This is a genomic window from Bradyrhizobium sp. BLXBL-03, assembly GCF_051853015.1.
GTDB classification, from domain to species: Bacteria; Pseudomonadota; Alphaproteobacteria; order Rhizobiales; family Xanthobacteraceae; genus Bradyrhizobium; species Bradyrhizobium manausense.
The window spans coordinates 2,476,899-2,498,169 of sequence record NZ_CP182470.1; the positions used below are offsets into that span (position 1 = coordinate 2,476,899).

Here is a 21,271-nt window from a genome sequence, read left to right on the forward strand (position 1 = left end):
CGATTGCCACTGCGGCGGTTCAACCAGAAGTTCGGTCCGCCGCGAAGAGGGGAACGGCGGCTTTTACGGATGGGCGATCGCGATCGGAACGATCAGGGCCGGAAACGGCGGAGCGGGTGGTGGCGCACTGCGCCGCTGCTCGGGCTCTATCGTCCTGCTCTCGTCGCAGCCGGGGTCGGTGTGCTGTTCTCGCTGGCGGGCGCTGCGGCCGTGGCGCGGTGGGAAGACCGCGTCAACAGGATCGAGTTCGAAAGCACGGCTGAGACCGATTCCATCGTCATGCAGAACGGCATGAACGAATATATCAGCCGGCTCGTCGCGCTGCGCACCCTGTTCGAATCGGCCAACGAGGAAATCACCCGCAGCGAGTTCCAGACGTTCAGCGCCCGGCTGTTCGAGCATCATCCCGGCATGCTGCGCATCTCCTGGCTGCCGCGCGTCAACCGCAAGGAGCGCGCCGAATACGAGGCTGCCGCGGTCGCGGACGGCCTGTCCGGCTATCGCATCAAGTCGCTCCAGGGCGAGAGATTTGCGACCGCGCCGCAAAGCGATGAATATTTTCCGGTGTTCTATTCGACCTACCCGAAGACGTCGCCCGTCTATGGTATGGACTATGCCAGTGTTCCGGAACGCGCCGCGGCGCTCGAGCGCGCGCGTGACAACGACCGAATCGCCAGCGTTCGTGCGCGCCTCTACGATCCGCGCGGGGGTGGCCGGCTGTCCTATGCTCTCGTCGCCGTTCCCGTCTACGCCAAGGGGACCTCTCGCGACACGGTCGCGGACCGGCGCCGCAATCTCACAGGCTACGTGGTCGGCGTGTTCGACCTGCCGCTGCTGATAGAGGCCATTCGTGGCACGACCGGCGCAAGCCCTGCGGTCAGCGTGAACGTGTATCCGCCTTTCACGGCGGGGATCGTCGGCCTCGAGGAGATGATGCCGGATTATTCGTCGGCGCCTTCCGCGCCGCAGTCGATGCGCGACGTCGCGCGGGGCCTGCAGTGGTCGGGCCATCTCAAGATCGGGGATACCGACTGGCAGGTGCGCGCGATGCCGACGGTCGGTGGTTCCCTCGAGATGACCTACGACCGCGCCGGCGCGGTCCTCATCGTCGGCATGCTGCTGACACTGTCACTGTCGATCTATCTGATGCTGGCAAGCCGCAACTCGCGGCGGCTGTCGCTGGCCAACCGTCGCGTGCTCGAGCTTGCGCAGACCGACGTCCTGACCGGGTTGCCGAACCGCGCCTTCTTCCTTGCCCGGCTCGACGAGCTTAATGCTCAGCTGAAGAACGGCGGCTGGACCTTCTCGATCCTGATGCTCGACCTCGACCGCTTCAAGAACGTCAACGATTCCCTCGGTCATGGCGCGGGCGATGCACTGCTGCGCCTGGTGGCGCAGCGGCTGAAATCCGCGGTGCGCGCCACCGACGTGCTGGCGCGGCTCGGCGGCGACGAGTTCGCTATCATCCAGGAGGGCTGCGAGGATCAGCGCGCATCGTCGACCGAGCTGGCCGCGCGGATCGCCAAGCTCATCGCCGAGCCGTTCCCATTGCCGGGGCATCGCGTCGAGATCGGCACCAGCATCGGCATTGCCGTCGCGCCGGATCACGGCAGCGACCAGGAGCAATTGCTGAAGAAGGCCGACCTTGCGCTCTATCGCTCGAAATCGGCCGGCCGCAACTGTTTCACCATCTACGACGAGGCGATGTCGGCCGAGCTCGAGGCGCGCAACACGCTGGAAGGGGATCTGCGCGACGCCATCGCGCTCTGCCAGCTCGAGGTGCACTACCAGCCGTTCATGGATGCCGGCACCGGCGCGCGGCGCGGCTTCGAAGCACTGGTGCGTTGGCGGCATCCGGCCCGCGGGCTGATCCCGCCGGATCAGTTCATCGCGCTTGCCGAGGAGACCGGGCTGATCGTGCCGCTCGGTGAATTCGTGCTGCGCCGCGCCTGCGCGGATGCGGCGGCGTGGCCGTCGGACCTGATGGTCGCGGTCAATCTCTCGCCGATCCAGTTCAAGGAAGCCGATCTGTTCGATGTCATCAACGCGGCCTTGCGGGATTCCGGCCTGTCGCCGCAGCGGCTCGAGATCGAGATCACCGAATCCGTCCTGTTGGAACGCGGCACCGAGAACCTTGCTTTCATGGAGCGGCTGAAGAGCATCGGCGTCGAGCTCGCGCTCGACGATTTCGGCACCGGCTATTCCTCGCTGAGCTATCTCACCGCATTTCCGTTCGACAAGATCAAGATCGACAAATCGTTCATCCGCAATCTCACGCACCAGCCGCGCTCCTCCGCGATCATCTCCTCGATCGTGACTCTGGCGCGCGGGCTCGACATGTCGGTCACCGCCGAAGGCGTCGAGACATCAGAGGAGTTCGAGCGGCTGAAGGCACTCGGCGTCAATTTTGCGCAAGGCTATCTGTTCAGCCGCCCGCTGCCGATCGACCAGATCGAGCTTGACGGGCCGGCCGAAGGCTCGCAGCGCGACGCCGCCTGAACGCCCGTCTCGCAGCATTTGAACATCACAAGAGGTCGTCATGCCCGGGCTTGTCCCGCCTGCGCGGCCGAAGCCGCTTCGGCGCGGCGAAGGCCCGGGCACCCACGTTCTTTGTACCGCGTTGCACGGCGTGGATGGCCGGAACAAGCCCGGCAATGACGATGTAGAGGCATTCGCTAAAATCACTTGACCCGGGCAATCCCGGATGATCGGTAGACGACCGTCTAGGGATGAAACAAGAAAAATGCGGCTTCCGTTCTTCTACGGCTGGGTCGTGGTTGCGGTGACGTTCGTCACCATGGCCATCGGCGTCAACGCGCGCACTTCCTTCTCGCTGTTCTTTCCGCCCATCATTGCCGAGTTCGGCTGGGAGCGCGGCGTGACTGCGGGCGCGTTCTCCTTCGGCTTCATCGCGTCCGCCGTGGCCAGCCCGTTGATCGGAAGGCTGATGGACCGTGCCGGCCCGCGCGCCGTGATGGAGCTCGGGGTGGCGCTGATGGCCGGCGGGCTGCTGCTTGCGCCGCTCACCAGCCAGCCCTGGCATCTCTACGTGACGATCGGCGTCATGGTCGGCGCCGGCTCCGTGTGCCTCGGCTATTCCGGCCAGTCGCTGTTCCTGCCGAACTGGTTCATCCGCAAGCGCGGCTTTGCCATCGGTATCGCCTTTGCCGGCGTCGGCATCGGTTCGATGACGCTGCTGCCGTGGGTGCAGCACATGATCGAGCAGACCGGCTGGCGCACCGCCTGCACCGCGATGGGTCTGATGATCCTGGTCGTGCTGGCGCCGATCAATCTGCTGCTGCACAAGCGCCCCGAAGACATCGGCCTGCGGCCCGATGGCGACAGCGCGCCGGTCAGGGGTGCCGCAAAGCCGGTCTCCAATATCGTCGATCCCGACTGGGCCGCGATCGACTGGACGCTGAAGCGGGCGGTTGCGACTGCGCGCTTCTGGTGGCTCGCGCTCGGTTATTTCTGCGGCTTGTACATCTGGTACGCGGTGCAGGTGCACCAGACCAAATTCCTGCTCGACATCGGCTTCAGCCCGAGCGTTGCGGTCTGGGCGCTCGGCGCCGTCAGCCTGCTCGGCATCCCCGGCCAGATCTTCCTCGGCCATACCTCCGACCGGATCGGGCGGGAATGGGTCTGGGCCATCAGCTGTGTGGGGTTTGCGATCTGCTTCGCGGCGCTGATGGCGCTGAAATACCAGCCTTCGTTCTGGCTGGTCTGGCTGATGGTGTTCACACAAGGCGCGCTCGGCTACGGGCTCACCTCGATCATGGGCGCAGTGGTGTTCGAGATTTTTGGGGGCCGCCACCAGGGCAGCATCTTCGGCATGATCATGCTCGCGGCATTGGCGGGAGGCGCGGCCGGGCCATGGGTGACCGGCCTGCTCTATGACCGCACCGGCGACTACACGCTCGCATTTGGCATTGCGATCATCGTCAGCCTTCTCTCGGCGCTGTCGGTCTGGCGGGCCTCGCCGGGCAAGGTTAGGGCCGTGGCCGGCCGGCTGCACATGCTCTAAAGCATGATCCGGAAAAGTGCGAAGCGGTTTTCCGAAAAGATCATGCTCAAACAAGGAGCTAAAGCGCGATGACGATGCATCCTGATCTCATCGCGCTTTAGGGCGGGAACTCGCGCCCAATAGGTTCCGCTCGCGCTGCATTAGCACGGCATTTTTCTCGGACTGTTAAGCATGTCGCGGCTTGGCCGAACCCGGGCCGGTTGCAAAAAGGTCTTGGACACCATCGGCGCGGTAGCCTTGGGCTGGTTGCCGTATCTTGCCGATGCTGCCGGGTCGAATGATGTCTGCCTCCGACTGCCCCCTGACCAAAATGCCGGACGTGCTGCGCGCCGCGCTGGAATGCGCCGACGACGGCATCGTCATCGTCGACGATGCGCGTCGCATCACCTATTTCAACGCCGGCGCTGAGCGGATCTGGAAGCTTGCGCCTGCCGACGTGCTCGGCGGCGACGCCGCCATTCTCACGCTCAAATGTCTTCAAGCCGATCCGGTCGTGGACTTTCGCGACGAGATCAGCCTCATCAGGCGCGACGGCAGCCGGATCAAGGCCACGATTGCGCTGTCGTCGACGACCATCGACGGTACTGTCAATCACATCATATTCGCGCGCGACGTCACCGCCGAGGCCGAGCGTCGCGTCAGGATCGGGCTGCTCAACGCAGTCTCGGACCAGACCAATCGCGCCGTGATCATCGCCGACGTCGAGCACAACATCCGCTACGTCAATTCGGCCTTCACGGCGCTGTTCGGCTATACCAGCGGGGAAGCCGAGGGACGACCTGCGGCGGAGCTCATCGCCGGTTGCCATACCAACCGCAGGGCGATCGCGAAGCTCGTCAAGCGGCTCATGGCCGGCGGCCGCCGCGGCGAGGTCGAGACACTCGTTTACGACAAGAGCGGCGAGGAGATCTGGGTCTGTGCGCGGCTCGACGCCTTCCGCGACAACAAAGGCCGGCTCAGGCACATCTTCGCGCTGGTCGAGGACATCACCGAGAGCAGGCAGTTGCGCTCGCTGCAGCAGCTCATCATGAGCGCGCTCGCCGACGAGGTCCCGATCACCGAGATCGCCGACCGGCTCTGCCGCCGCGTCGAGGAGATCGCACCCGACGTCGTCTGCTCGCTGCTGCATGTCGATGCCGCAGGCCTGGTTCACCCGCTCGGGGGCCCGAGCCTGCCCGAGGACTATTCCAGCGCGCTGGACGGCATCGCGATCGGGCCTGACGTCGGCTCCTGCGGCACCGCCGCCTTCTATGGCGAGCCGGTGCTGGCTGAAGATCTCGACACCGATCCGCGCTGGCAGCCTTACAAGGCCATGCCGCTCGCAACCGGCTTGCGGGCCTGCTGGTCGACCCCGGTCAAGGCCAAGGACGGCCGGGTCATTGCCACCTTCGCATTCTACTATCGCGAGTCTCGCGCGCCGAGCAATTGGCACCGGCGCATCGTCGATGCCTGCGTCGACCTCGCCGCCTTCGCCATCGAACGCAAGGAAGCGCGCGCCGAGATCGCGCGGCTTGCCTATCACGATATTCTCACCGGCCTGCCCAACCGCGCGCAATTACGGCACCTGATCACGACCGCGATCGATGCCTGTCCGACCGGCAGCCATGTCGCGCTGGCCTTCCTCGACGTCGATCACTTCAAGGACGTCAACGACACGCTCGGCCATGCCGCCGGCGACGAGCTTCTGATCCAGCTCGCGCAGCGCCTGCGCGAGCAGATCGGGCCGGAGGATATGCTGGGCCGGCTTGGCGGCGACGAGTTCGTCATCCTGCTGCCGCATCGCAATGCCGAGAGCGCCGAGCAGGTCGCGACCCGCATCACCGAGGCGCTGGCTGCGCCCCTGCGGCTCGGATCGAAGCTGATGCCGATGTCGGCCAGCATCGGCATCAGCCTCTATCCCGACCATGCGACCGATATCGACACGCTGATGCAGCAGGCCGATGCCGCCATGTACATGGCCAAGCAGGCGGGCCGCTCCACCCATTGCATGTTCAACGCCCAAATGAACGGCCTGACCGAACAGCGGCTGGCGATGATCGCAGCACTCCGCCGCGCCATTGCCGAGGGTGCGCTCGGCCTGTTCTACCAGCCGCAGATCCGCAGCTGCGACGGCGCCGTCCACGGGGTCGAAGCGCTGGCACGCTGGCACGATGCCGTGCTCGGCGACGTCTCGCCGGCCAAGTTCATTCCGCTCGCCGAAGAATGCGGCCTGATCGAGCAGATCGGCCTGTGGTCGGTGCGCGAGGCCTGTCGGCAGATGGCGGCCTGGCGTCGCGCCGGGCTCAACATCCCCAGTGTCTCGGTGAATTTGTCGCCGATCAATTTCCGCAACGTCACCTTGGCCGCGCGGCTCCAGGATGTCCTCACCGAACACGATCTGCCGCCCGATGCCCTCATGCTGGAGATCACCGAAGGCACCTTCATGCAGGACGGCGCCGCTGCGCTGGAGACGATGCACGCGATCCGCGCCCTCGGCATCGGCCTGTCGGTGGACGATTTCGGCACCGGCTATTCGAGCCTCAGCCGGCTCGCCCATCTGCCGATCCGCGAGCTGAAGATCGACCGCAGCTTCATGCGCGACATCGAGAAGGATGCCGGCGCACTCGCGATCGCCACCGCCGTGGTCCGGGTCGGCCAGGGCCTTAGGCTGACCGTCGTCGCCGAAGGCGTCGAGACCGAAGGCCAGCGCAAGATGCTGGCCGAGCTCGGCTGCGACGTCGTGCAAGGCTACCTCTACGCCCCCGCGCTGGCGCCCGTCGCCTTCGAGCGCTGGCTGATCGAGCACTGCGCCGAGCAGGCGAGGGCGATGCTGGGGCAGCTCGAGGTCAAGCCGGCGGTTGCGGTGAAGCGCTCGGCTTGAGGCACGACGCCGGAGAACGGCTCAGGCATTCGGCTGCAGGAACGTCCCGTATTGCTTGCTCGCGGCGACCCCTGCGGCTGCCTGTCCGATGAGGCACATCGCCGCCATCATCGGCCATGGCCCAAGGCTCACCCGCCGAACGCCGACGCGAGCGAGATCGCGAATTTCCGGAATCCCCTGCGTCACGATGATATTGACCGGCAGGGGCGCCAGCTGAACCAGTCTCGCGATCAATGATCGGGTGGGTCGTGTTCATCACCACTGCAGCCTTGATCGCCGACGGTGCCGTGGCCAGCGCCTGGAAGGTCGACGTGCGGCCCCAATCCATGCCGACGACGCAGGCTTGCCCGTCCTCGCTCAGCGCGGCGATCAGCGCTTCGAGATCCTTGCCCAGTGCGATGGGATCGAAAATGCCGTCCGCCGGATCGCACGCAAGAAGCCGTCGGCCGGTGTCGTCTCCGGATCGATCAGCCGGTTCGGGCGCAAACCATCTTCCAACGCCAGCACGACCAAGGCCATCCACGGCAGGTTCAGCCTTTCGCCATTCGCGTTGTCCAGCAATGTCGCCTCGATGATCGGCAACCGATTGCGGTGAAGGGGGCGGCTTGGCGCGCGTTTTCCAGAATGACACCGGCGACCGCAAGATCGCCGGTGTGTTCGTTGAGGTCTCTGCGCCTGGCACAGGGCTCAGGCAGCGCGGATGAGACCGAGCTGCTGCAGGGCAGTGACCCCGTCGTCGAGACCGATTTCCTCGAGGATCTTTCCGTCCTTGAGTTTCAATACGGTCGTGCCGGTGAACTTCATCTTGCGGCCGGTGTTGGCCGGCAGCGATCCTGCCAGGAAGTCGGCGAATGCCGGCCCGGTATGCGTACCTCCGCCCTCCCACCGGCCGACGACATAGTCGCCTTCGGCGATGAGATCGGCAGCGCCCCAGAAATTGAGATCGGGGAACGCTTTCCGAAAGTCCGTCATGAATGCCTTGATGTCGTCGCGCCCACGGCGCGGCTCGTGCAGCGAATATTGCAGCAGCATATCCGGTGCGGCGAGTTCATCGACAATTCCGAGGTCGCAGGTCTTGCCCCAGAATTTCGTGAACCACTGGCCGACGATGGCTTTGTTGTCTTGTTCAACCGTCACGATCGCTTCTCCTGTGTGCTTTGGTGCCCACCATGAGAAGCTATGACGATCACACCGCTGCTCTCCCACCCGATTCCCGACGACGGCGCTACGTTGCTGCTTCCCGGCATCGCAATGTCGAGCGCGGCGCTGGTGCGCCCTAATCCGTCGTCAATCCCGTTCGCCGCCTCAAATCCGTGATCGCGCGCAGAAAACTGTCGGCCGGCGTGGTCTCGGGATCGATCAGCCGGTGCAGGCGAAAGCCGTCTTCCAGCGCCAGCACCACCGAGGCCATCCAGGGCGGGTTCAGCGTCTCGCCTGTGGCGCTGTCTCTCAACGTCGCCTCGACGATGTCGGCGATCAGCTTGCGCCGCGCCCGCAGCCGCTTGGCGAGTTCGGGCCGGCGCTTCTCGGCGCGCGCGACGAACAGGATCATCTCGATATGCAGCAGCGGCGAGCGGGCGAGGGGGTCCTGCCGGGCCCGGTCCATCGTCTTCAGCGCCGCGATGAAGTCGTCGAGGTTCCTGTGCTGCGCCAGGATCTCCATGTTGCGCCGGATCGATCGCTCGACATGGTCCTCGAGCATGGCGAAGATCAGCTCGTCCTTGCTCTTGAAATTCGAATAGAACGCGCCGCGGGTGAAGCCGGCCTCCGCCGCGATCGCCTCGATGCTGGCGCCGCCGATCCCGTCCTGCTCGAACACGCGCGCGGCTGCCTCGAACAGCGCCTCGCGCGTGTCGTCCCTGGTCGGCCTGGTTCTCAGTCTTGACATCCCTCAAGGTTAGGGCAGAATGCAACTCGATACAACAATGTATCGAGTTGATAAATCATCAGGGATGGTTACGCCGGCTTTCGGAGCTGCAAACCGGCGTATCGTGTCATGCGGCAACCGACGTGAGGTCACCATGAACGAGCAAGTTCAGAGCGTCGCCAGCGATCCCCTGTTCAATCCGCTCGCGCCGGACTTCATCCGCAATCCCTATCCGCATTACGACCGGCTGCGCGCGATCGACCCGATCCACGTCACGCCGTTCGGCCAGTTCGTGGCCAGTCGTCATGCCGAGGTCAGCCTCGTGATGCGCGACAAGCGTTTCGGCAAGGATTTCGTCGAGCGCACGAGCCGCCGTTACGGCCCCGACATCATGAAGGAGCCGGTGTTCCGCAGCATGGGGCACTGGATGCTGCAGGCCGATCCGCCCGATCACACCCGCCTGCGCGGCCTCGTGGTGAAGGCGTTCACCGCCCGCCGCGTCGAGGACATGCGCCCGCGCATCCAGCAGATCGTCGACCAGACCATCGATGCCGTGATCGGCCGCGGCCAGATGGACCTGATCGAGGATTTCGCCTTCCGCCTGCCTGTCACCATCATCTGCGAGATGCTCGGCATTCCCGAGGACCATCGCGAGGTGTTTTACAAAAGCTCGCGCGAGGGCGGTCGGCTGCTCGACCCGGTGCCGATGACGCCGGAGGAGATCGCCAAGGCCAACGCCGCCACCACGATGGCGCAGATGTATTTCCAGCAGCTGTTCGAGCTGCGCCGCAAGTCTCCCGGCGACGATCTCATCAGCCAGCTGGTGCAGGCCGAGGAGGACGGCAACAAGCTCACCAATGAGGAGCTGACGGCGAACATCATCCTGCTGTTCGGCGCCGGCCACGAGACCACAGTCAATCTGATCGGCAACGGCCTGCTCGCGCTGCATCGCAATCCGGACCAGCTGGCGCTGTTGAAGGCGCGGCCGGACCTGATGACGGGCGCGATCGAGGAATTCCTGCGCTACGATTCCTCGGTGCAGATGACCGGGCGCGTCGCGCTGGAGGAGATCGACGATCTCGGCGGCAAGACCATCCCCAAGGGCGAGACCGTGCTCTGCCTGCTCGGCTCGGCCAATCACGATCCGGCGGTTTATCCTGACCACCCCGAGAGGCTCGACATCGCCAGGCCGAACGTCCGGCCGCTGTCGTTCGGCGGCGGCATCCATTTCTGCCTGGGGGCCCAATTGGCCCGCATCGAGGCCGAGATCGCCATCGCCACGCTGCTGCGGCGGCTGCCGGATTTGCGCATCGACGACGTCGAGAACCCGGAATGGCGGCCGACCTTCGTCTTGCGGGGCTTGAGGCGCCTTCCGGCCAGCTGGTGAGGCCGGGTGCGTTAACCGCCGCGCGCAACAGTCGCTGTGACTTCGCCACACTTCCCCCTATATAAGGGGCTGTTCCGGCGCGCCTGAAGCTTGGTTTGTCAGCTTGGGTTTGACCCGGGTGCCGGCTTGGCCGAGGGGAGACCCGTGCAGACGACGCTGCTCGGATTGGCGATTGCCTTCATCTTAGCGCTGCTGGCCGCGCTGATCGGGCCTTACTTCATCGACTGGAACCAGTTCCGGCCCCAGTTCGAGGCAGAGGCGACCCGAATCATTGGCGTGCCGGTGCGCGTGGCGGGCGAGCTCGATGCGAGGCTCCTGCCGGCGCCGACATTGCGGCTGCGTTCGGTCACCTTCGGCGGCAACAACGATCTCGGGCGCTTGCGCGCCGACAAGCTCGACGTCGAGTTCAGCCTGAGCTCGTTGATGCGCGGCGAATGGCGTGCCACCGAGCTCTCGGTCGGTGGCATGGCGGCCGATCTCGGCCTCGACGCCAGGGGCAAGGTCGATCTGCCCTCCACCGCGAGCGGCACCTTCAATCTCGCCTCGCTCGCCATCGAGCGGCTCAACCTCACCGGCCGCATCGCCCTTCACGACGCCGCCAGCCGCTCGACGCTCGAGCTGATTGACATCGGCTTCTCCGGCGACGTCCGCTCGCTCGCAGGATCGGTGCGCGGCGACGGCCATTTCACCGCCAACGGCGTGCGCTATCCGTTCCGCGTCTCCTCCGGCCCCAGCCCCGACGGCAGCGCCACCCGTGTGCACCTCAATATCGATCCCGGCGAGCGCGCCATTCTGGCCGATCTCGAAGGCGTGCTTGCCTTCGACAACCGCTCGCCGAAATTCGATGGCGCGCTGACGCTGGCCGTGCCGCCACCGAAGAAAGCAGGCGAGGCGGGGCCGACGCCCTGGAAGCTCACCGCAAAGCTCAAGGCCGATCCGGCCGGTGCCAAGTTCGACCAGATCGACGCGAGCTTCGGCGCGGAAGACAGCGCGCTGAAGGTCGGCGGCGTCGGCGACCTCAGGTTCGGCGCTTCGCCGCTGCTGCGCGCGGTGCTGTCGGCGCGGCAGGTCGATGCCGACAAGCTCGCCGGCCGCGACGATGCCGAGCCGCTGCGTATCCTGCCGGCCCTGCGCGCGGGTCTCGCGGCGATTCCGCAGGCGCCGATCCCGGCGCAGATCGAGTTCAACTCCGACCAGATCATGCTGGGCGGCCGTCCGCTCCAGAACATCACGACCGAGCTTCAGACCGATGGCCGGTCCTGGACCTTTCAGCGGCTCGAGCTGCGCGCACCCGGCATGACGCAGGTTTCGCTCAACGGCGCCGCGCCCGGCGCCGACAGTTTCAGCGGCCGCCTCAGTGTCGAGTCCTCCGATCCGGATACGCTGGTGGCCTGGCTGCAGGGCCGCAACGAAATCATCCGGCGCAGCACGCGGCCGCTCCGTCTCGATGGCAATGTGACGATCGCGGCCAATCATCTGGCCATCGACGCCCTGAAGGCCGACATTGAAGGTGGCACCGTCCAGGGGCGGATCGCCTTCGTGCAAACGGGCGCGAACAAAGGCTCGCGGATCGAGGCGGAGCTGAAGGCGGACCGTCTCGATCTCGATGCCGCCACGAGCTTTGTCCGCGCGGTCGCAGGTCCCCAAGGCGAATGGCCGGAGGAGGCGAAACTTTCGCTCGACATCGGCCGCGCGATTTCGGCGGGACAGGAGCTGCGGCCGTTCGCGGCCAGGCTCGGCTACGGCCCGACCGCACTGTCGCTGGAGCAATTGCACTTCGGCCAGGCCAGCGGCGTGACCACGGAGGCGAGCGGCAGCTTTGACCGCACCAGGGCCACCGGCAAGCTCGCGCTGAAATCGTCGGCCAATTCTCTGCGCGATCTCACGGCGTTGCTGGAGCCGGTCGCGCCTGCGGTCCGCGCGCGCTTCGACGCCATCCCGGCCTTGCCCGGCGCAACGCGCTTGAAGCTCGACCTCAGCCTTGACAAGAGCGCCGAACATGCCGACCGCAGCGATGCCCGTATCGTGTTCGACCTCGATGCGCCGCAGCTCAAGGCCGCCGCGACGTTCGCCGCGCAGCCGCAGGTCGCGGCGGTTGGCGGCCTCGACATCGAAAAACTACGGGGCAGCGACTTCACGCTGGAGTCGAAAATCTCGACGCCGCAGGCCGCCGCGCTGACGGCGCTGCTTGGCCTCGATCGCATCGTTGCCGCAGGCGCGGGCGCCGCGCAGATCGAGGGCAGGCTGAGCGGCGCCTGGCGACGGCCGATGCAGCTGAATGCAAAGCTCGGTGGCGGCGGCCTGGACGCGGATGCGCAAGGCAGCGTCGACTTGTCGGCGGCTGAGCCCAAGGCAAACGTGAACCTGCACGTCCGCAACGTCAATCTGGCGCCGCTGTTCGGGGCCGCTCCGGCCGATAAATCGGCTCAGACTGCGAGCCTGTCCTCCCGCCTCACGCTGGCAGGCAATCGCCTGATCTTCGACGATCTCGACGGCACCGCATCGGGTTCACGCCTGCGCGGCCATCTCGTCGTGACGCTTGATCAGGAGAAGAGCGTCGACGGCGAAGTCGGGCTGGACACGCTCGACCTGATGCCGGCGCTCGCGCTTGCCGTCGGCGCGGCCGGGCGCGACAGCGGCGAGCCGCTCAGCGCGGGCCTCATCACCGGCTGGCGCGGCCGGGTCGCGTTCCAGGCGCTGCGCGGCAACCTGCCCGGGGGAATCGAGATTCGTCCCTTCAGCGGCGCGCTCAGGGGCGACGGCCAGTCGCTCGCGCTCGACGCACTCAAAGGCAGCCTCGGTGGCGGTGAGATGACCGCAAGCCTCGATGCCCGCAACGGCCCCAACGGTCTGGCGCTGAATGCGCATCTCGATCTCGGCAATGTCGATGCGGCCTCGCTGCGCTACCGCGATCTGGCGCTGCCGAAGGGGCGCATCTCGGCGCAGATGACGCTGACGAGCCAGGGCCGCAGCGTCTCGGCGCTGACAGGCGCACTCGCCGGCAACGGCACGGTGACGCTTGATGCGGCCGAGATCAACGGCCTCAATCCGCGCGCCTTCGAGATCGCCATTCGCGCCAGCGACAATGGCCAGATCTCCGACGATACCAGATTGCGTCAGCTGGTCGAGCCCGCATTGTCCGCGGGGCCGATCGCGGTCGCCTCGGCGCAGATCCCGTTCACGATCCGCGACGGCCGCCTGCGCGTCGGCGCAACGCCGCTGGAAGCGAAGAACGCCCATGCCATCGTCTCCGGCGGTTACGACATTCCCGCCGACCAGGCCGATATCCGCGCCAGCCTCACGCCGATCATGACCGGTCTCTCCGGCGCACCGCCGGAGATACAGCTGTTTGCGGCCGGACCTCCCGACAAGCTCAGCCGCACCGTCGATCTCACGCCGTTGTCGTCGTGGCTCGCGGTGCGCACGATCGATCGCGAGACGCGACGGCTCGATGCCATCGAGCGTGGCGAGCCGCCGCCGGCAACCGCCGCGCTGCCGACGCTGGTCTCGCCCGAGCCTGAGCCGTCGCCGACCGAGGTGCCGTTGCCCGGCCGCGATCCGCGCCGCCCGCCGCCGAAGGCGAAGCTGGAGCCCAAAGCCGCACCGACACCGAAGCCGCCGCTGGCCGCGCCCGCTGCGCCGAGCCCGCCGTTGGCGAGCCAGCAAGTCGCCCCCTTGCCGCCGCCGATCGACGTGCGGCCCGCCCCGGGCCCACCGCCCGCAAAGCCGCGGCCGAAGCCGCCGCTGGTCCTGACGCCGCAGAATCCCTAAGGCATCAATAAGGAAAGCTCGAGCCGCGGGCTCTTCTTACCTCTCCCGCTTGCAAGAGGTATGTCGCCGCGAGTCCGAAATCGTAGGGTGGGCAAAGGCGCACTTGCGCCGTGCCCACGATTAGGTGGTGGGCACGCTTTGCTTTGCCCACCCTACGATACTCCGGGAGGGTGGAGCACACCTTGCGCCGCAGTAACCGAACTTCCTCGCATTTGAATGAATTTTCGTCGGCAAAACTGATGTGACGGTTTTACTGGATTCTCGCGTTTGTTCCCTAGTGTTGGTCCCCAGAGGAATCCGGCGTCCTGCCCGCATCGGCAGGATGGCTCGCCAGCAACTGGACCAAGAACTGGGGTTATCGCGATGGATGGGGCGAAAACGCTTCTACAGGATCTGGACGACGCAATCGCGCGCGGCACGGACGAGAGCCGGGCGAAGGCGTTGTGGCATGCGACTGATCTTCTGATCACCGGCCGCTACGTCGACGACGAGATCAGCATGTTCGGCGAGGTCATCGGCCGGCTTGCCGATGAGATCGAGGTCGCCGCGCGGGCGCAGCTCTCCGAATTGATGGCAGGCTGCGATCACGCGCCGCTCAACGTCATCGAGAAGCTCGCGCTCGACGACGAGATCGCGGTCGCCGGCCCCGTGCTGCGCGACTCCGTCAGGATCGGCGAGAAGGTGCTGGTCGAGAGCGCCATGACCAAGGGCCAGGCGCATCTGCTCGCGATCTCCCAGCGCGAGACGATCGGCGAGGCCGTGACCGACGTTCTCGTCAAGCGTGGTAACCAGGAGGTTGTCACCTCGGTCGCCAGGAACGAGGGGGCGCGCTTCTCCGGCTCGGGCCTGCTGCACATGGTCCGCCGCGCCGAGGGAGATTCGATTCTTGCCGAACAACTTGGCCTGCGCAAGGACGTGCCGCGCCACGTCTTCCAGCAGCTCATCTCCAAGGCGTCGGAGGACGTCCGTCGCCGCCTCGAGACCGAGCGCCCGGAGATGATGTCGCAGATCCAGAGCTCGGTGACCGAGGTCACCGGCGACCTGCAGTCGAAGTTCGGCCCGTCCTCGCGCAGCTATTTCGTCGCCAAGCGCGTGGTGACGACGCAGTACCGGCAGGGCAACCTGAACCAGGTCTCGATCTCGAACTATGCGCGCCAGCATCGCTTCGACGAGGTCCAGATCGGCCTGTCGCTGCTGTCCTCGCTGCCGGTCGACGTGATCGAGCGTGCGCTGATGGATCGTAACCGCGAGATGATCCTGGTGCTGTGCAAGGCGCTCGACTTCTCCTGGGACACGACGATGTCGCTGCTCTTCCTCGGCGCCAAGGATCACCTGATCACGGCGCGCGAGCTCCACGACAATGAGCGCGATTTCAGCCGGCTCAAGATCGAGACCTCGCGCAGCATTCTGAAATTCTACCAGTCGCGCAAGAACAGCGCCGGCGCCGATCCCGCCACGGGTCGTCAGCCCGAGCTCCAGGTCCACTGAGCGGGATATCGAGGGAGTATTTGCAATGTTGCCTCAATTCGGCACCGCGATTCGCAAGAACAAGAGCCTCGCCAAGACGCTTCCCGCCAAGCCGCTTCCCGCCGAGACGGGCGGGGCGGCTCCGGAGAAGGCCACGGTCGACGCCGCATGGCTCGTGCTGGAAGCCGCCAACGATCTCGGCGACCACGCCGCGATCGAAGCCTGCCGCCGCGTCATCGACGCCGAGCTGAACGGCACGGTCGCCGCCAGTGCGGATACCGATCTCGTGGTCGGGTATTTCAGGTAACGACTTCAAGCTCACCCCTCACAGTCGCGCGAGCTATCGTAGGGTGGGCAAAGCGAAGCGTGCCCACGACTTTCTATCGGAGCGCCGAATTCGTGGGCACGGCGCAAGTGCGCCTTTGCCCACCCTACCGATCTTCAACCGGCGGGATTGATGAGTCGGCCGCACAATCAGCCGCAATTCCAGATCGCGCCGATCGGCGTCCGCGTCCAGCACGGACCGAAGCTGCCGCCATTGTAGCGCGAGCCGCCAAACCCGGGCCGGCCGAAATAGTGCCATTCGCCGTCGAAGAAACGGTAATAGGCCGGCACCGGATCGATGTACCAGGGGCGCTGGTTTTCGCGCGCGTAGCGACGAAAGCCGTTCTTCTGCATGAAGATCGGCTGGGTGTTGCTCAGCGGCTGGCGATAGCCCGGCAGGAAGCCATAGCCGTGCCAGGCTTGCCTGGGTTTCTTTGCGACGGCCTCGGCAGGCACAATGGCCGGCAGCAGCGACAGGATGACAGCAACAAAGAGACAGAGAAGGCGTGACATGGTCAGACCATAGACAGCCGGTCGCGCGAAAGCCATTCAAATCCGAGTGGGATTCGGTGCGTAGGGTGGATTAGCCGCAGGCGTAATCCACCTCTTCTCTCGCCAAAGGGAAGCAAAGTGGTGGATTACGCTTCGCTAATCCACCTACGAGCTACGGTGGACAAGCCTCTAGCCCCATCCGACTAGCTACCCTGCATCCGACACAAAAAGGCCCCGCCGAAGCGAGGCCTCCTTGTTTTACGATGCTGGCACGAACTAGTCGTCGTCCCAGTGGTGACGGCGGATCACGACGCCGCGATCGTAGTCGCGGTCGTGGTGGTACCAGCCATGATGCCAGCCGCGATCGTGCTCATAGATGCGGGCACGCGGGCCGTAATAGTCATCGCGATCGCCGCCGACATAGACGCCGAAGCCGGCCGCATTGGCGATGGTGGGGGCACCGATTGCGAGTGTCGCAACTGCCGCAAGAGCGTAAGTCAGCTTCCTCATCTGTTCCTCCTCCTTCTGCATCGTCGGTTCGTCAACGGATGCCGCCGCTGCCTGTTGCAGGAACTGACAAGAAACTTTCTTGAATGGGTGTTCAGGTTTCACACACGCCATCGTCAGAAAGCCAAAAACCTATGTTGCGCTGCGGATGAGCTGGAACATTTGTATCGCGTGAGCCAAAGGTCCAACATGTCGGAACCACCTTCGATCCTGATCGTGGAGGACGAATATCCGCTGCAGGGTGTGCTCGAGAGCGTGCTGGCGGATGCAGGCTTTGCCTCGGACATCCTTTCGTCCGGCGAAGAGGCGATGACGGTGTTCCTCGCGCGCGGCAAGCGTCACAAGGCGCTGGTGACCGACGTCTATTTGGGCGGCAAGCTCAATGGTTGGGATCTCGCGCGGAGAATGCGGGAAAAGGATCCGGCCCTTCCGGTCGTGTACATCACCGGCGGCGCGGGTGCTGGATTGTGGAAGTCACAAGGCGTGCCCAACAGCCTGTTGCTGGAAAAGCCGTTTCATCCCGAACATTTGGTTGCGGCGCTCACGAGGCTGTGAGCCGCCGGCATGTCATGCGTCATCGCCTGATACGATAGATCACGACGTCCTCGCCGTGATGCGCCGTGTGTTTCTCCAGTGCATAGCCTGCCTTCTCCAGCACGCGCCGTGAGGCGACGTGTTCGACAGAGACGAGACCGATCAGGGATGGCAGCTGAAGCTGCGACAGGCCGATGTCAGTCAGCGCGGTCGCGATCTCGCTGGCGAGGCCCTGGCCCCAGTGGTTGCGCTTGAACGTGTAGGCGATCTCGATCTCGTCGACGCCGTCCACGGGAATGTGCCGGATTCCGGCCCGCCCGGCGAATGCACCGTCCTTCGTGCGTAGCGCCCACAGGCCAAATCCGTGCCGGTCCCAATGTGTCATGTTGGTCGCAACATAGACCTTCGTGACGTCGGCGGAACGCACGCCGCCGAGATAGCGGGAGACATCGGGATCGAGATGGAGCGCGACGAGGTCGGCCAGGTGATCTTCGTTCAGCCTCTCGGCGATCAATCTCTCGGTGCTGAAGCGGTCCATGCTGACAGATAGCTGCTCTTGAAGCCCGTTGTCGATCGCTTTCGGGGCGCAAGACCACGCATCAGCATCGGTTGGAGCGCTTGGTGTCGATTGCGCGCCCGAGCTCTGACGTCACCGCGCTCAGCGCTGCGGCCAGTTCCTCGATGTGATAGGGTTTCGGCAGGATCTGGATCCCCGCCAATTCAGCGTCGTGAACTGCGGCCTCGGAATACCCGCTGGTCAGGAGCACGGGTATGTCGCTTCGCCGTCGTCTGATTTCGCGGGCGAGCTCCACGCCATTCATGCCGCCGGGCATCATGATGTCGGAAAAGACGAGGTCGACCGTTCGGCCGTCGGCGAGAGCGCCGAGCGCGGCGGCGCCGCTCGCTGCGTGGGTGACCTCGTAGCCGAGCTGTGCGAGCATCTCGCTCACCAGTGCGGCGACCTCGTCGTCGTCTTCGACCAGCAGAATGCGGCCGTGGCTGCTTCTTGTCGGCCGCACCATGTTCAGATCCACCAGGTGCAGCTCTCGGGAGGGAACGTCGTGCGATCGCGGCAGGTAGAGTTCGATGCTGGTGCCTTTGCCGACCTCCGAGCGAATGCGGACCGTCCCCCGCGACTGTGTCGCAAATCCGTGGACCTGGGCGAGGCCGAGCCCCGAGCCCTTTCCGACCTCCTTGGTCGTGAAGAACGGCTCGAACACGCGCGACAGGATTTCCGGCCCCATGCCGACACCGGTGTCGATGACGGACAAGCGCACAAAGTCTCCCACAATCTGCTCGTCCTTCAGATCGGGAAGATTTTCCCCGCGCACGACGATCGTGCCGCCATTGGGCATGGCGTCACGGGCGTTGACGGCGAGGTTGAGGATCACGAGCTCGAGCTCGCCGGGATCGACCTCAACAGGCCAGAGCGTGTCCGGAAAATCGAACTCGACGTGGACGTCGCCTCGCAGGCTCCGATCGAGCAATTCGCGCATGCCGCCCATCTGCGCAGCAATATTGACCGGCTCTGGCCGGAGTGTCTGCCGGCGAGAGAAGGCAAGAAGCTGCCGGGTCAGGCTGGCGCCGCGCTGCGCCGCCTGAACCATTCCGTCCATCAGGCGGCGCCTGCGGTCCGGATCAGTCTGGCGATCGAGCATGTCGAGGCCCCCGGAAATGACCATCAGCAGATTGTTGAAGTCATGCGCCACCCCGCCGGTCAACTGGCCGATGGCCTCGATCTTCTGGGCCTGTCGAAGCGTCTCCTCGACCCGGGCGCGCTCGTTCATTTCAAGGCGTAACTGCTCATTGGCCTCCGCCAGCGCGCGCGTCCTCTCGACCACGAGTTTCTCGAGCTGCTGAGCGATCTGCTCGCGCGCGGCGAGCAGGGCCCGGATCTCATATTGGCGCCCCCGGGCGCGCAACGCCGACTGAACGGCGCTCGTCAACGTCATCGGCTGCAGCGGCCTTTCGAGCAGCGACACGTTGCGAAGCAGCGAGACAAGGCTGCGGCGCCACGCCATGACCGCCGGCTGTTCACGGTGACTGGTCAGGACGACGAAGGGCAGATCCGACCAGGGCGGCTGGCTCTCGATCCATTGTGCCAGCGGCACCGTGTCCTTGCCGAACAGGGCTTCCTCGGCCACGAAGACGGTGCCGACCCCGAGCGCCATCTCGCTGACGAGTTCGGCCAAGTTCCTGCAGTTGACCGCCTCCAGGTTCGCGCTGCGGAACAGCTCGACCGATGCAGGCCCGTCCCGCCCGATCGGAGCAAAGACGAGAATCCGTTGATCCGGCGCGGCGCTCATTCAGCGGTCTCTTCGGACAGCGCCGGGCCGGTATAACGCGGCGTGCCGGAAAAGATGCCGCTGAAGTCCTTGAGGGGCGGGCCAAGCTTGATGCCGCTGGTGGTAAGCCGAAACTCGCGGATGGTATGCTCGTGATTGCCGCTGCGCTTTTTGACGACCGACAGAGCGCGCCGTACCGTTCCGCCGACTTCGAAATAGCGCAGCATCAGCACCGCATCGCTCAAATAGCTGACGTCGAGGCTGGTGTCGGTCGGGCCCACCAAGCCATGCTGGGCAAGGATCAGGATGGTCAACACGCCTTGCTGGGCGAGATAGCTGAGCAGCTCGTGCATTTGCAGGATGAGAAAGCGTTCGTCCGGCATCGCGTTCAGATAGCCGTTCAGGCTGTCGATGACGACGATTCGGGCGTTGTCGCGCTCGACGCTGTCCCTCACATTGGCGGCGAACTCGCCGGGCGATAGCTCGGCCGGATCGACTTGCTGGAAGCGGATGCGGCCCGAATCGATGTGCTTGTCGAGATCCAGCCCCAGCGTCCTGGCGCGCGCTTCGACGGTGCCGCGGCCCTCGTCGAACGCAAAGAACACGGCGTGCTCGCCGCGCTCCGCCGCCGCGATCGCATAGGTGAGAGCCACCGACGATTTACCCACGCCGGCCGCGCCAATGAGAAGGGCATTGGTGCCGCGCTCCAGACCGCCGCCCAGAAGCTGGTCGAGCTCCGCGTTGCCGCTCGGCGTGAAATCACCGGTGAATGATCTGTGATGTTCGGCCGCCACGAGCCGGGGAAAGATGGTCAGCCCGCCTCGTTCGATGATGAAGTCGTGATAGCCGCCGCGAAAGCGGATGCCGCGCATCTTGACGACGCGAAGCCGGCGCCGCTCCGAGCCGTAATCGATTGCGAGCTGCTCGAGCATCACGACCCCGTGCGCGATCGAATGCAGTTGCAAATCGTCTTGCGCCGACGACAGGTCGTCGAGCAGGACGACGGTGCAGTTGCGGTTGGTGAAGAAGTGCTTCAAAGCCAGCACCTGACGCCTGTAGCGCAGCGGGTTCTGGGCCAGGAGGCGAAGTTCGGACAGGCTGTCGAGCACGACGCGGGCCGGGTTGATCCGCTCGACCTCCTTGAAGATCAGGCCGGTGGTCTCGCTCAGCTCCACCTCGGCCGGATGAAACACGGTGAGCTCGCGGTCCGGATCGAGCGTCGTTTCCGGCGGGACCAGCTCGAAGATGTCGACGCCCTGCAGCGACCAGCCGTGTCGCTGCGCGACGACAGTCAGTTCACGCTTGGTTTCGGAAAGTGAAATGTAGAGCACGCGCTCGCCATCCCGCACGCCGCGCAGAAGGAACTGAAGCGCGATCGTCGTCTTGCCGGTCCCGGGCCGTCCCTCATAAAGATACATCCGGTTGGCGTCGAACCCGCCGCAGAGGATGTCATCGAGGCCATCGCTGCCGGTCGAAATTCGCGGCAAATCCGAGGGATTGCTGCCTGGAGCATTGGACGAACCGGTCAATTGAAACCTCTATACGCTCTGGAAAGGCCGCTATTGCCCCGAGCCTCCACGAGGCCAGTCAGGAAAAAAGGTCCGCAATAGGAACTCGCTAGCAGCGATCGAGTTCCCGGCGGCTCCACATCCGATCCCGGCACCATAGGACGCGAACAACCCAGGCAGGGTCGGTTCACAATTGCACACAAGTCGCTTTGGGAGCCTTGGAGATGGCGGGAGACATCGGGATC

The 21,271-nt window shown here is 65.2% G+C and carries 17 protein-coding genes; 8 read left to right on the plus strand and 9 right to left on the minus strand.

Annotated features, from left to right (window positions below; all coding sequences use genetic code 11):
- Positions 1-69 precede the first annotated feature (69 nt).
- The 3 genes from ACNJX9_RS11770 (at position 70) to ACNJX9_RS11780 (ending at position 6,884) form a co-directional block, all read left to right on the plus strand.
- Positions 70-2,499, plus strand: a complete 2,430-nt coding sequence (locus ACNJX9_RS11770) for a bifunctional diguanylate cyclase/phosphodiesterase (RefSeq protein ID WP_439410043.1) — start codon at positions 70-72, stop codon at positions 2,497-2,499.
- A gap of 244 nt (positions 2,500-2,743) precedes the next feature.
- Positions 2,744-4,024, plus strand: a complete 1,281-nt coding sequence (locus ACNJX9_RS11775; protein WP_439408906.1) for an MFS transporter — start codon at positions 2,744-2,746, stop codon at positions 4,022-4,024.
- A 280-nt stretch (positions 4,025-4,304) separates the two neighbouring features.
- A complete protein-coding gene (locus ACNJX9_RS11780; protein ID WP_439410044.1) occupies positions 4,305-6,884 on the plus strand; it encodes an EAL domain-containing protein in 2,580 nt (859 codons plus the stop codon).
- Positions 6,885-6,905: 21 nt separating this feature from the next.
- On the opposite strand, the gene ACNJX9_RS11785 is transcribed toward ACNJX9_RS11780, so the two are convergent.
- The 4 genes from ACNJX9_RS11785 to ACNJX9_RS11800 all read right to left on the minus strand — a co-directional run bounded on the left by ACNJX9_RS11785 (position 6,906) and on the right by ACNJX9_RS11800 (position 8,772).
- Positions 6,906-7,118 (minus strand): isocitrate lyase/phosphoenolpyruvate mutase family protein, encoded by a 213-nt coding sequence (locus ACNJX9_RS11785; RefSeq protein WP_439408907.1) that lies wholly within the window; start codon positions 7,116-7,118, stop codon positions 6,906-6,908.
- Between the two features lie 135 nt (positions 7,119-7,253).
- Positions 7,254-7,466 carry a hypothetical protein gene (locus tag ACNJX9_RS11790; RefSeq protein ID WP_439408908.1) on the minus strand — a complete coding sequence of 71 codons (213 nt, stop codon included), beginning with the start codon at positions 7,464-7,466 and terminating at the stop codon, positions 7,254-7,256.
- A 105-nt stretch (positions 7,467-7,571) separates the two neighbouring features.
- Complete coding sequence (locus ACNJX9_RS11795; RefSeq protein WP_057747224.1) at positions 7,572-8,021, minus strand: ester cyclase; 450 nt, start codon at positions 8,019-8,021, stop codon at positions 7,572-7,574.
- A gap of 139 nt (positions 8,022-8,160) precedes the next feature.
- On the minus strand, positions 8,161-8,772 hold the full coding sequence (locus ACNJX9_RS11800; RefSeq protein ID WP_439408910.1) for a TetR/AcrR family transcriptional regulator: 612 nt from the start codon (positions 8,770-8,772) through the stop codon (positions 8,161-8,163).
- 133 nt (positions 8,773-8,905) lie between these two features.
- Between ACNJX9_RS11800 and ACNJX9_RS11805 the strand changes: the two genes are divergently transcribed.
- The 4 genes from ACNJX9_RS11805 (at position 8,906) to ACNJX9_RS11820 (ending at position 15,683) form a co-directional block, all read left to right on the plus strand.
- A complete protein-coding gene (locus ACNJX9_RS11805) occupies positions 8,906-10,138 on the plus strand; it encodes a cytochrome P450 (RefSeq protein ID WP_439408912.1) in 1,233 nt (410 codons plus the stop codon).
- A gap of 144 nt (positions 10,139-10,282) precedes the next feature.
- Positions 10,283-13,909 (plus strand): AsmA family protein, encoded by a 3,627-nt coding sequence (locus ACNJX9_RS11810; protein WP_439408914.1) that lies wholly within the window; start codon positions 10,283-10,285, stop codon positions 13,907-13,909.
- Positions 13,910-14,272: 363 nt separating this feature from the next.
- Positions 14,273-15,397 (plus strand): DUF2336 domain-containing protein, encoded by a 1,125-nt coding sequence (locus ACNJX9_RS11815; RefSeq protein WP_057747227.1) that lies wholly within the window; start codon positions 14,273-14,275, stop codon positions 15,395-15,397.
- A gap of 25 nt (positions 15,398-15,422) precedes the next feature.
- Entirely contained in the window at positions 15,423-15,683 is a 261-nt protein-coding gene (locus tag ACNJX9_RS11820; protein ID WP_057747228.1) for a hypothetical protein, read from the plus strand.
- A 167-nt stretch (positions 15,684-15,850) separates the two neighbouring features.
- Here ACNJX9_RS11820 and ACNJX9_RS11825 read toward each other — a convergent pair whose 3' ends face one another.
- Positions 15,851-16,213 carry a hypothetical protein gene (locus tag ACNJX9_RS11825; protein ID WP_057747275.1) on the minus strand — a complete coding sequence of 121 codons (363 nt, stop codon included), beginning with the start codon at positions 16,211-16,213 and terminating at the stop codon, positions 15,851-15,853.
- Between the two features lie 255 nt (positions 16,214-16,468).
- Complete coding sequence (locus ACNJX9_RS11830; protein WP_063958233.1) at positions 16,469-16,702, minus strand: hypothetical protein; 234 nt, start codon at positions 16,700-16,702, stop codon at positions 16,469-16,471.
- A gap of 54 nt (positions 16,703-16,756) precedes the next feature.
- Between ACNJX9_RS11830 and ACNJX9_RS11835 the strand changes: the two genes are divergently transcribed.
- Positions 16,757-17,254 carry a response regulator gene (locus ACNJX9_RS11835; RefSeq protein WP_439408915.1) on the plus strand — a complete coding sequence of 166 codons (498 nt, stop codon included), beginning with the start codon at positions 16,757-16,759 and terminating at the stop codon, positions 17,252-17,254.
- A gap of 19 nt (positions 17,255-17,273) precedes the next feature.
- Here the strand turns inward: ACNJX9_RS11835 and ACNJX9_RS11840 are convergent, their stop codons facing one another.
- The 3 genes from ACNJX9_RS11840 to ACNJX9_RS11850 form a co-directional block, all read right to left on the minus strand.
- The gene (locus ACNJX9_RS11840; RefSeq protein WP_439408916.1) at positions 17,274-17,771 is read right to left on the minus strand and encodes a GNAT family N-acetyltransferase; all 498 of its coding nucleotides are present in this window, start codon (positions 17,769-17,771) and stop codon (positions 17,274-17,276) included.
- 61 nt (positions 17,772-17,832) lie between these two features.
- The gene (locus ACNJX9_RS11845) at positions 17,833-19,539 is read right to left on the minus strand and encodes a response regulator (protein ID WP_439408918.1); all 1,707 of its coding nucleotides are present in this window, start codon (positions 19,537-19,539) and stop codon (positions 17,833-17,835) included.
- The gene (locus ACNJX9_RS11850) at positions 19,536-21,047 is read right to left on the minus strand and encodes an ATPase domain-containing protein (protein WP_439408919.1); all 1,512 of its coding nucleotides are present in this window, start codon (positions 21,045-21,047) and stop codon (positions 19,536-19,538) included. The genes ACNJX9_RS11845 and ACNJX9_RS11850 overlap by 4 nt, the downstream gene beginning before the upstream one ends.
- Between the last annotated feature and the right edge of the window lie 224 nt (positions 21,048-21,271).

Excerpts from the sequence above, each read along its gene's own strand:
- ACNJX9_RS11775 (WP_439408906.1), top strand. The coding sequence starts at position 2,744 with ATGCGGCTTCCGTTCTTCTACGGCTGGGTCGTGGTTGCGGTGACGTTC.
- ACNJX9_RS11800 (WP_439408910.1), bottom strand. The coding sequence starts at position 8,772 with ATGTCAAGACTGAGAACCAGGCCGACCAGGGACGACACGCGCGAGGCG.
- ACNJX9_RS11815 (WP_057747227.1), top strand. The coding sequence starts at position 14,273 with ATGGATGGGGCGAAAACGCTTCTACAGGATCTGGACGACGCAATCGCG.
- ACNJX9_RS11825 (WP_057747275.1), bottom strand. The coding sequence starts at position 16,213 with ATGTCACGCCTTCTCTGTCTCTTTGTTGCTGTCATCCTGTCGCTGCTG.
- ACNJX9_RS11820 (WP_057747228.1), top strand. The coding sequence starts at position 15,423 with ATGTTGCCTCAATTCGGCACCGCGATTCGCAAGAACAAGAGCCTCGCC.
- ACNJX9_RS11780 (WP_439410044.1), top strand. The coding sequence starts at position 4,305 with ATGTCTGCCTCCGACTGCCCCCTGACCAAAATGCCGGACGTGCTGCGC.
- ACNJX9_RS11830 (WP_063958233.1), bottom strand. The coding sequence starts at position 16,702 with ATGAGGAAGCTGACTTACGCTCTTGCGGCAGTTGCGACACTCGCAATC.
- ACNJX9_RS11845 (WP_439408918.1), bottom strand. The coding sequence starts at position 19,539 with ATGAGCGCCGCGCCGGATCAACGGATTCTCGTCTTTGCTCCGATCGGG.
- ACNJX9_RS11805 (WP_439408912.1), top strand. The coding sequence starts at position 8,906 with ATGAACGAGCAAGTTCAGAGCGTCGCCAGCGATCCCCTGTTCAATCCG.
- ACNJX9_RS11770 (WP_439410043.1), top strand. The coding sequence starts at position 70 with ATGGGCGATCGCGATCGGAACGATCAGGGCCGGAAACGGCGGAGCGGG.
- ACNJX9_RS11840 (WP_439408916.1), bottom strand. The coding sequence starts at position 17,771 with ATGGACCGCTTCAGCACCGAGAGATTGATCGCCGAGAGGCTGAACGAA.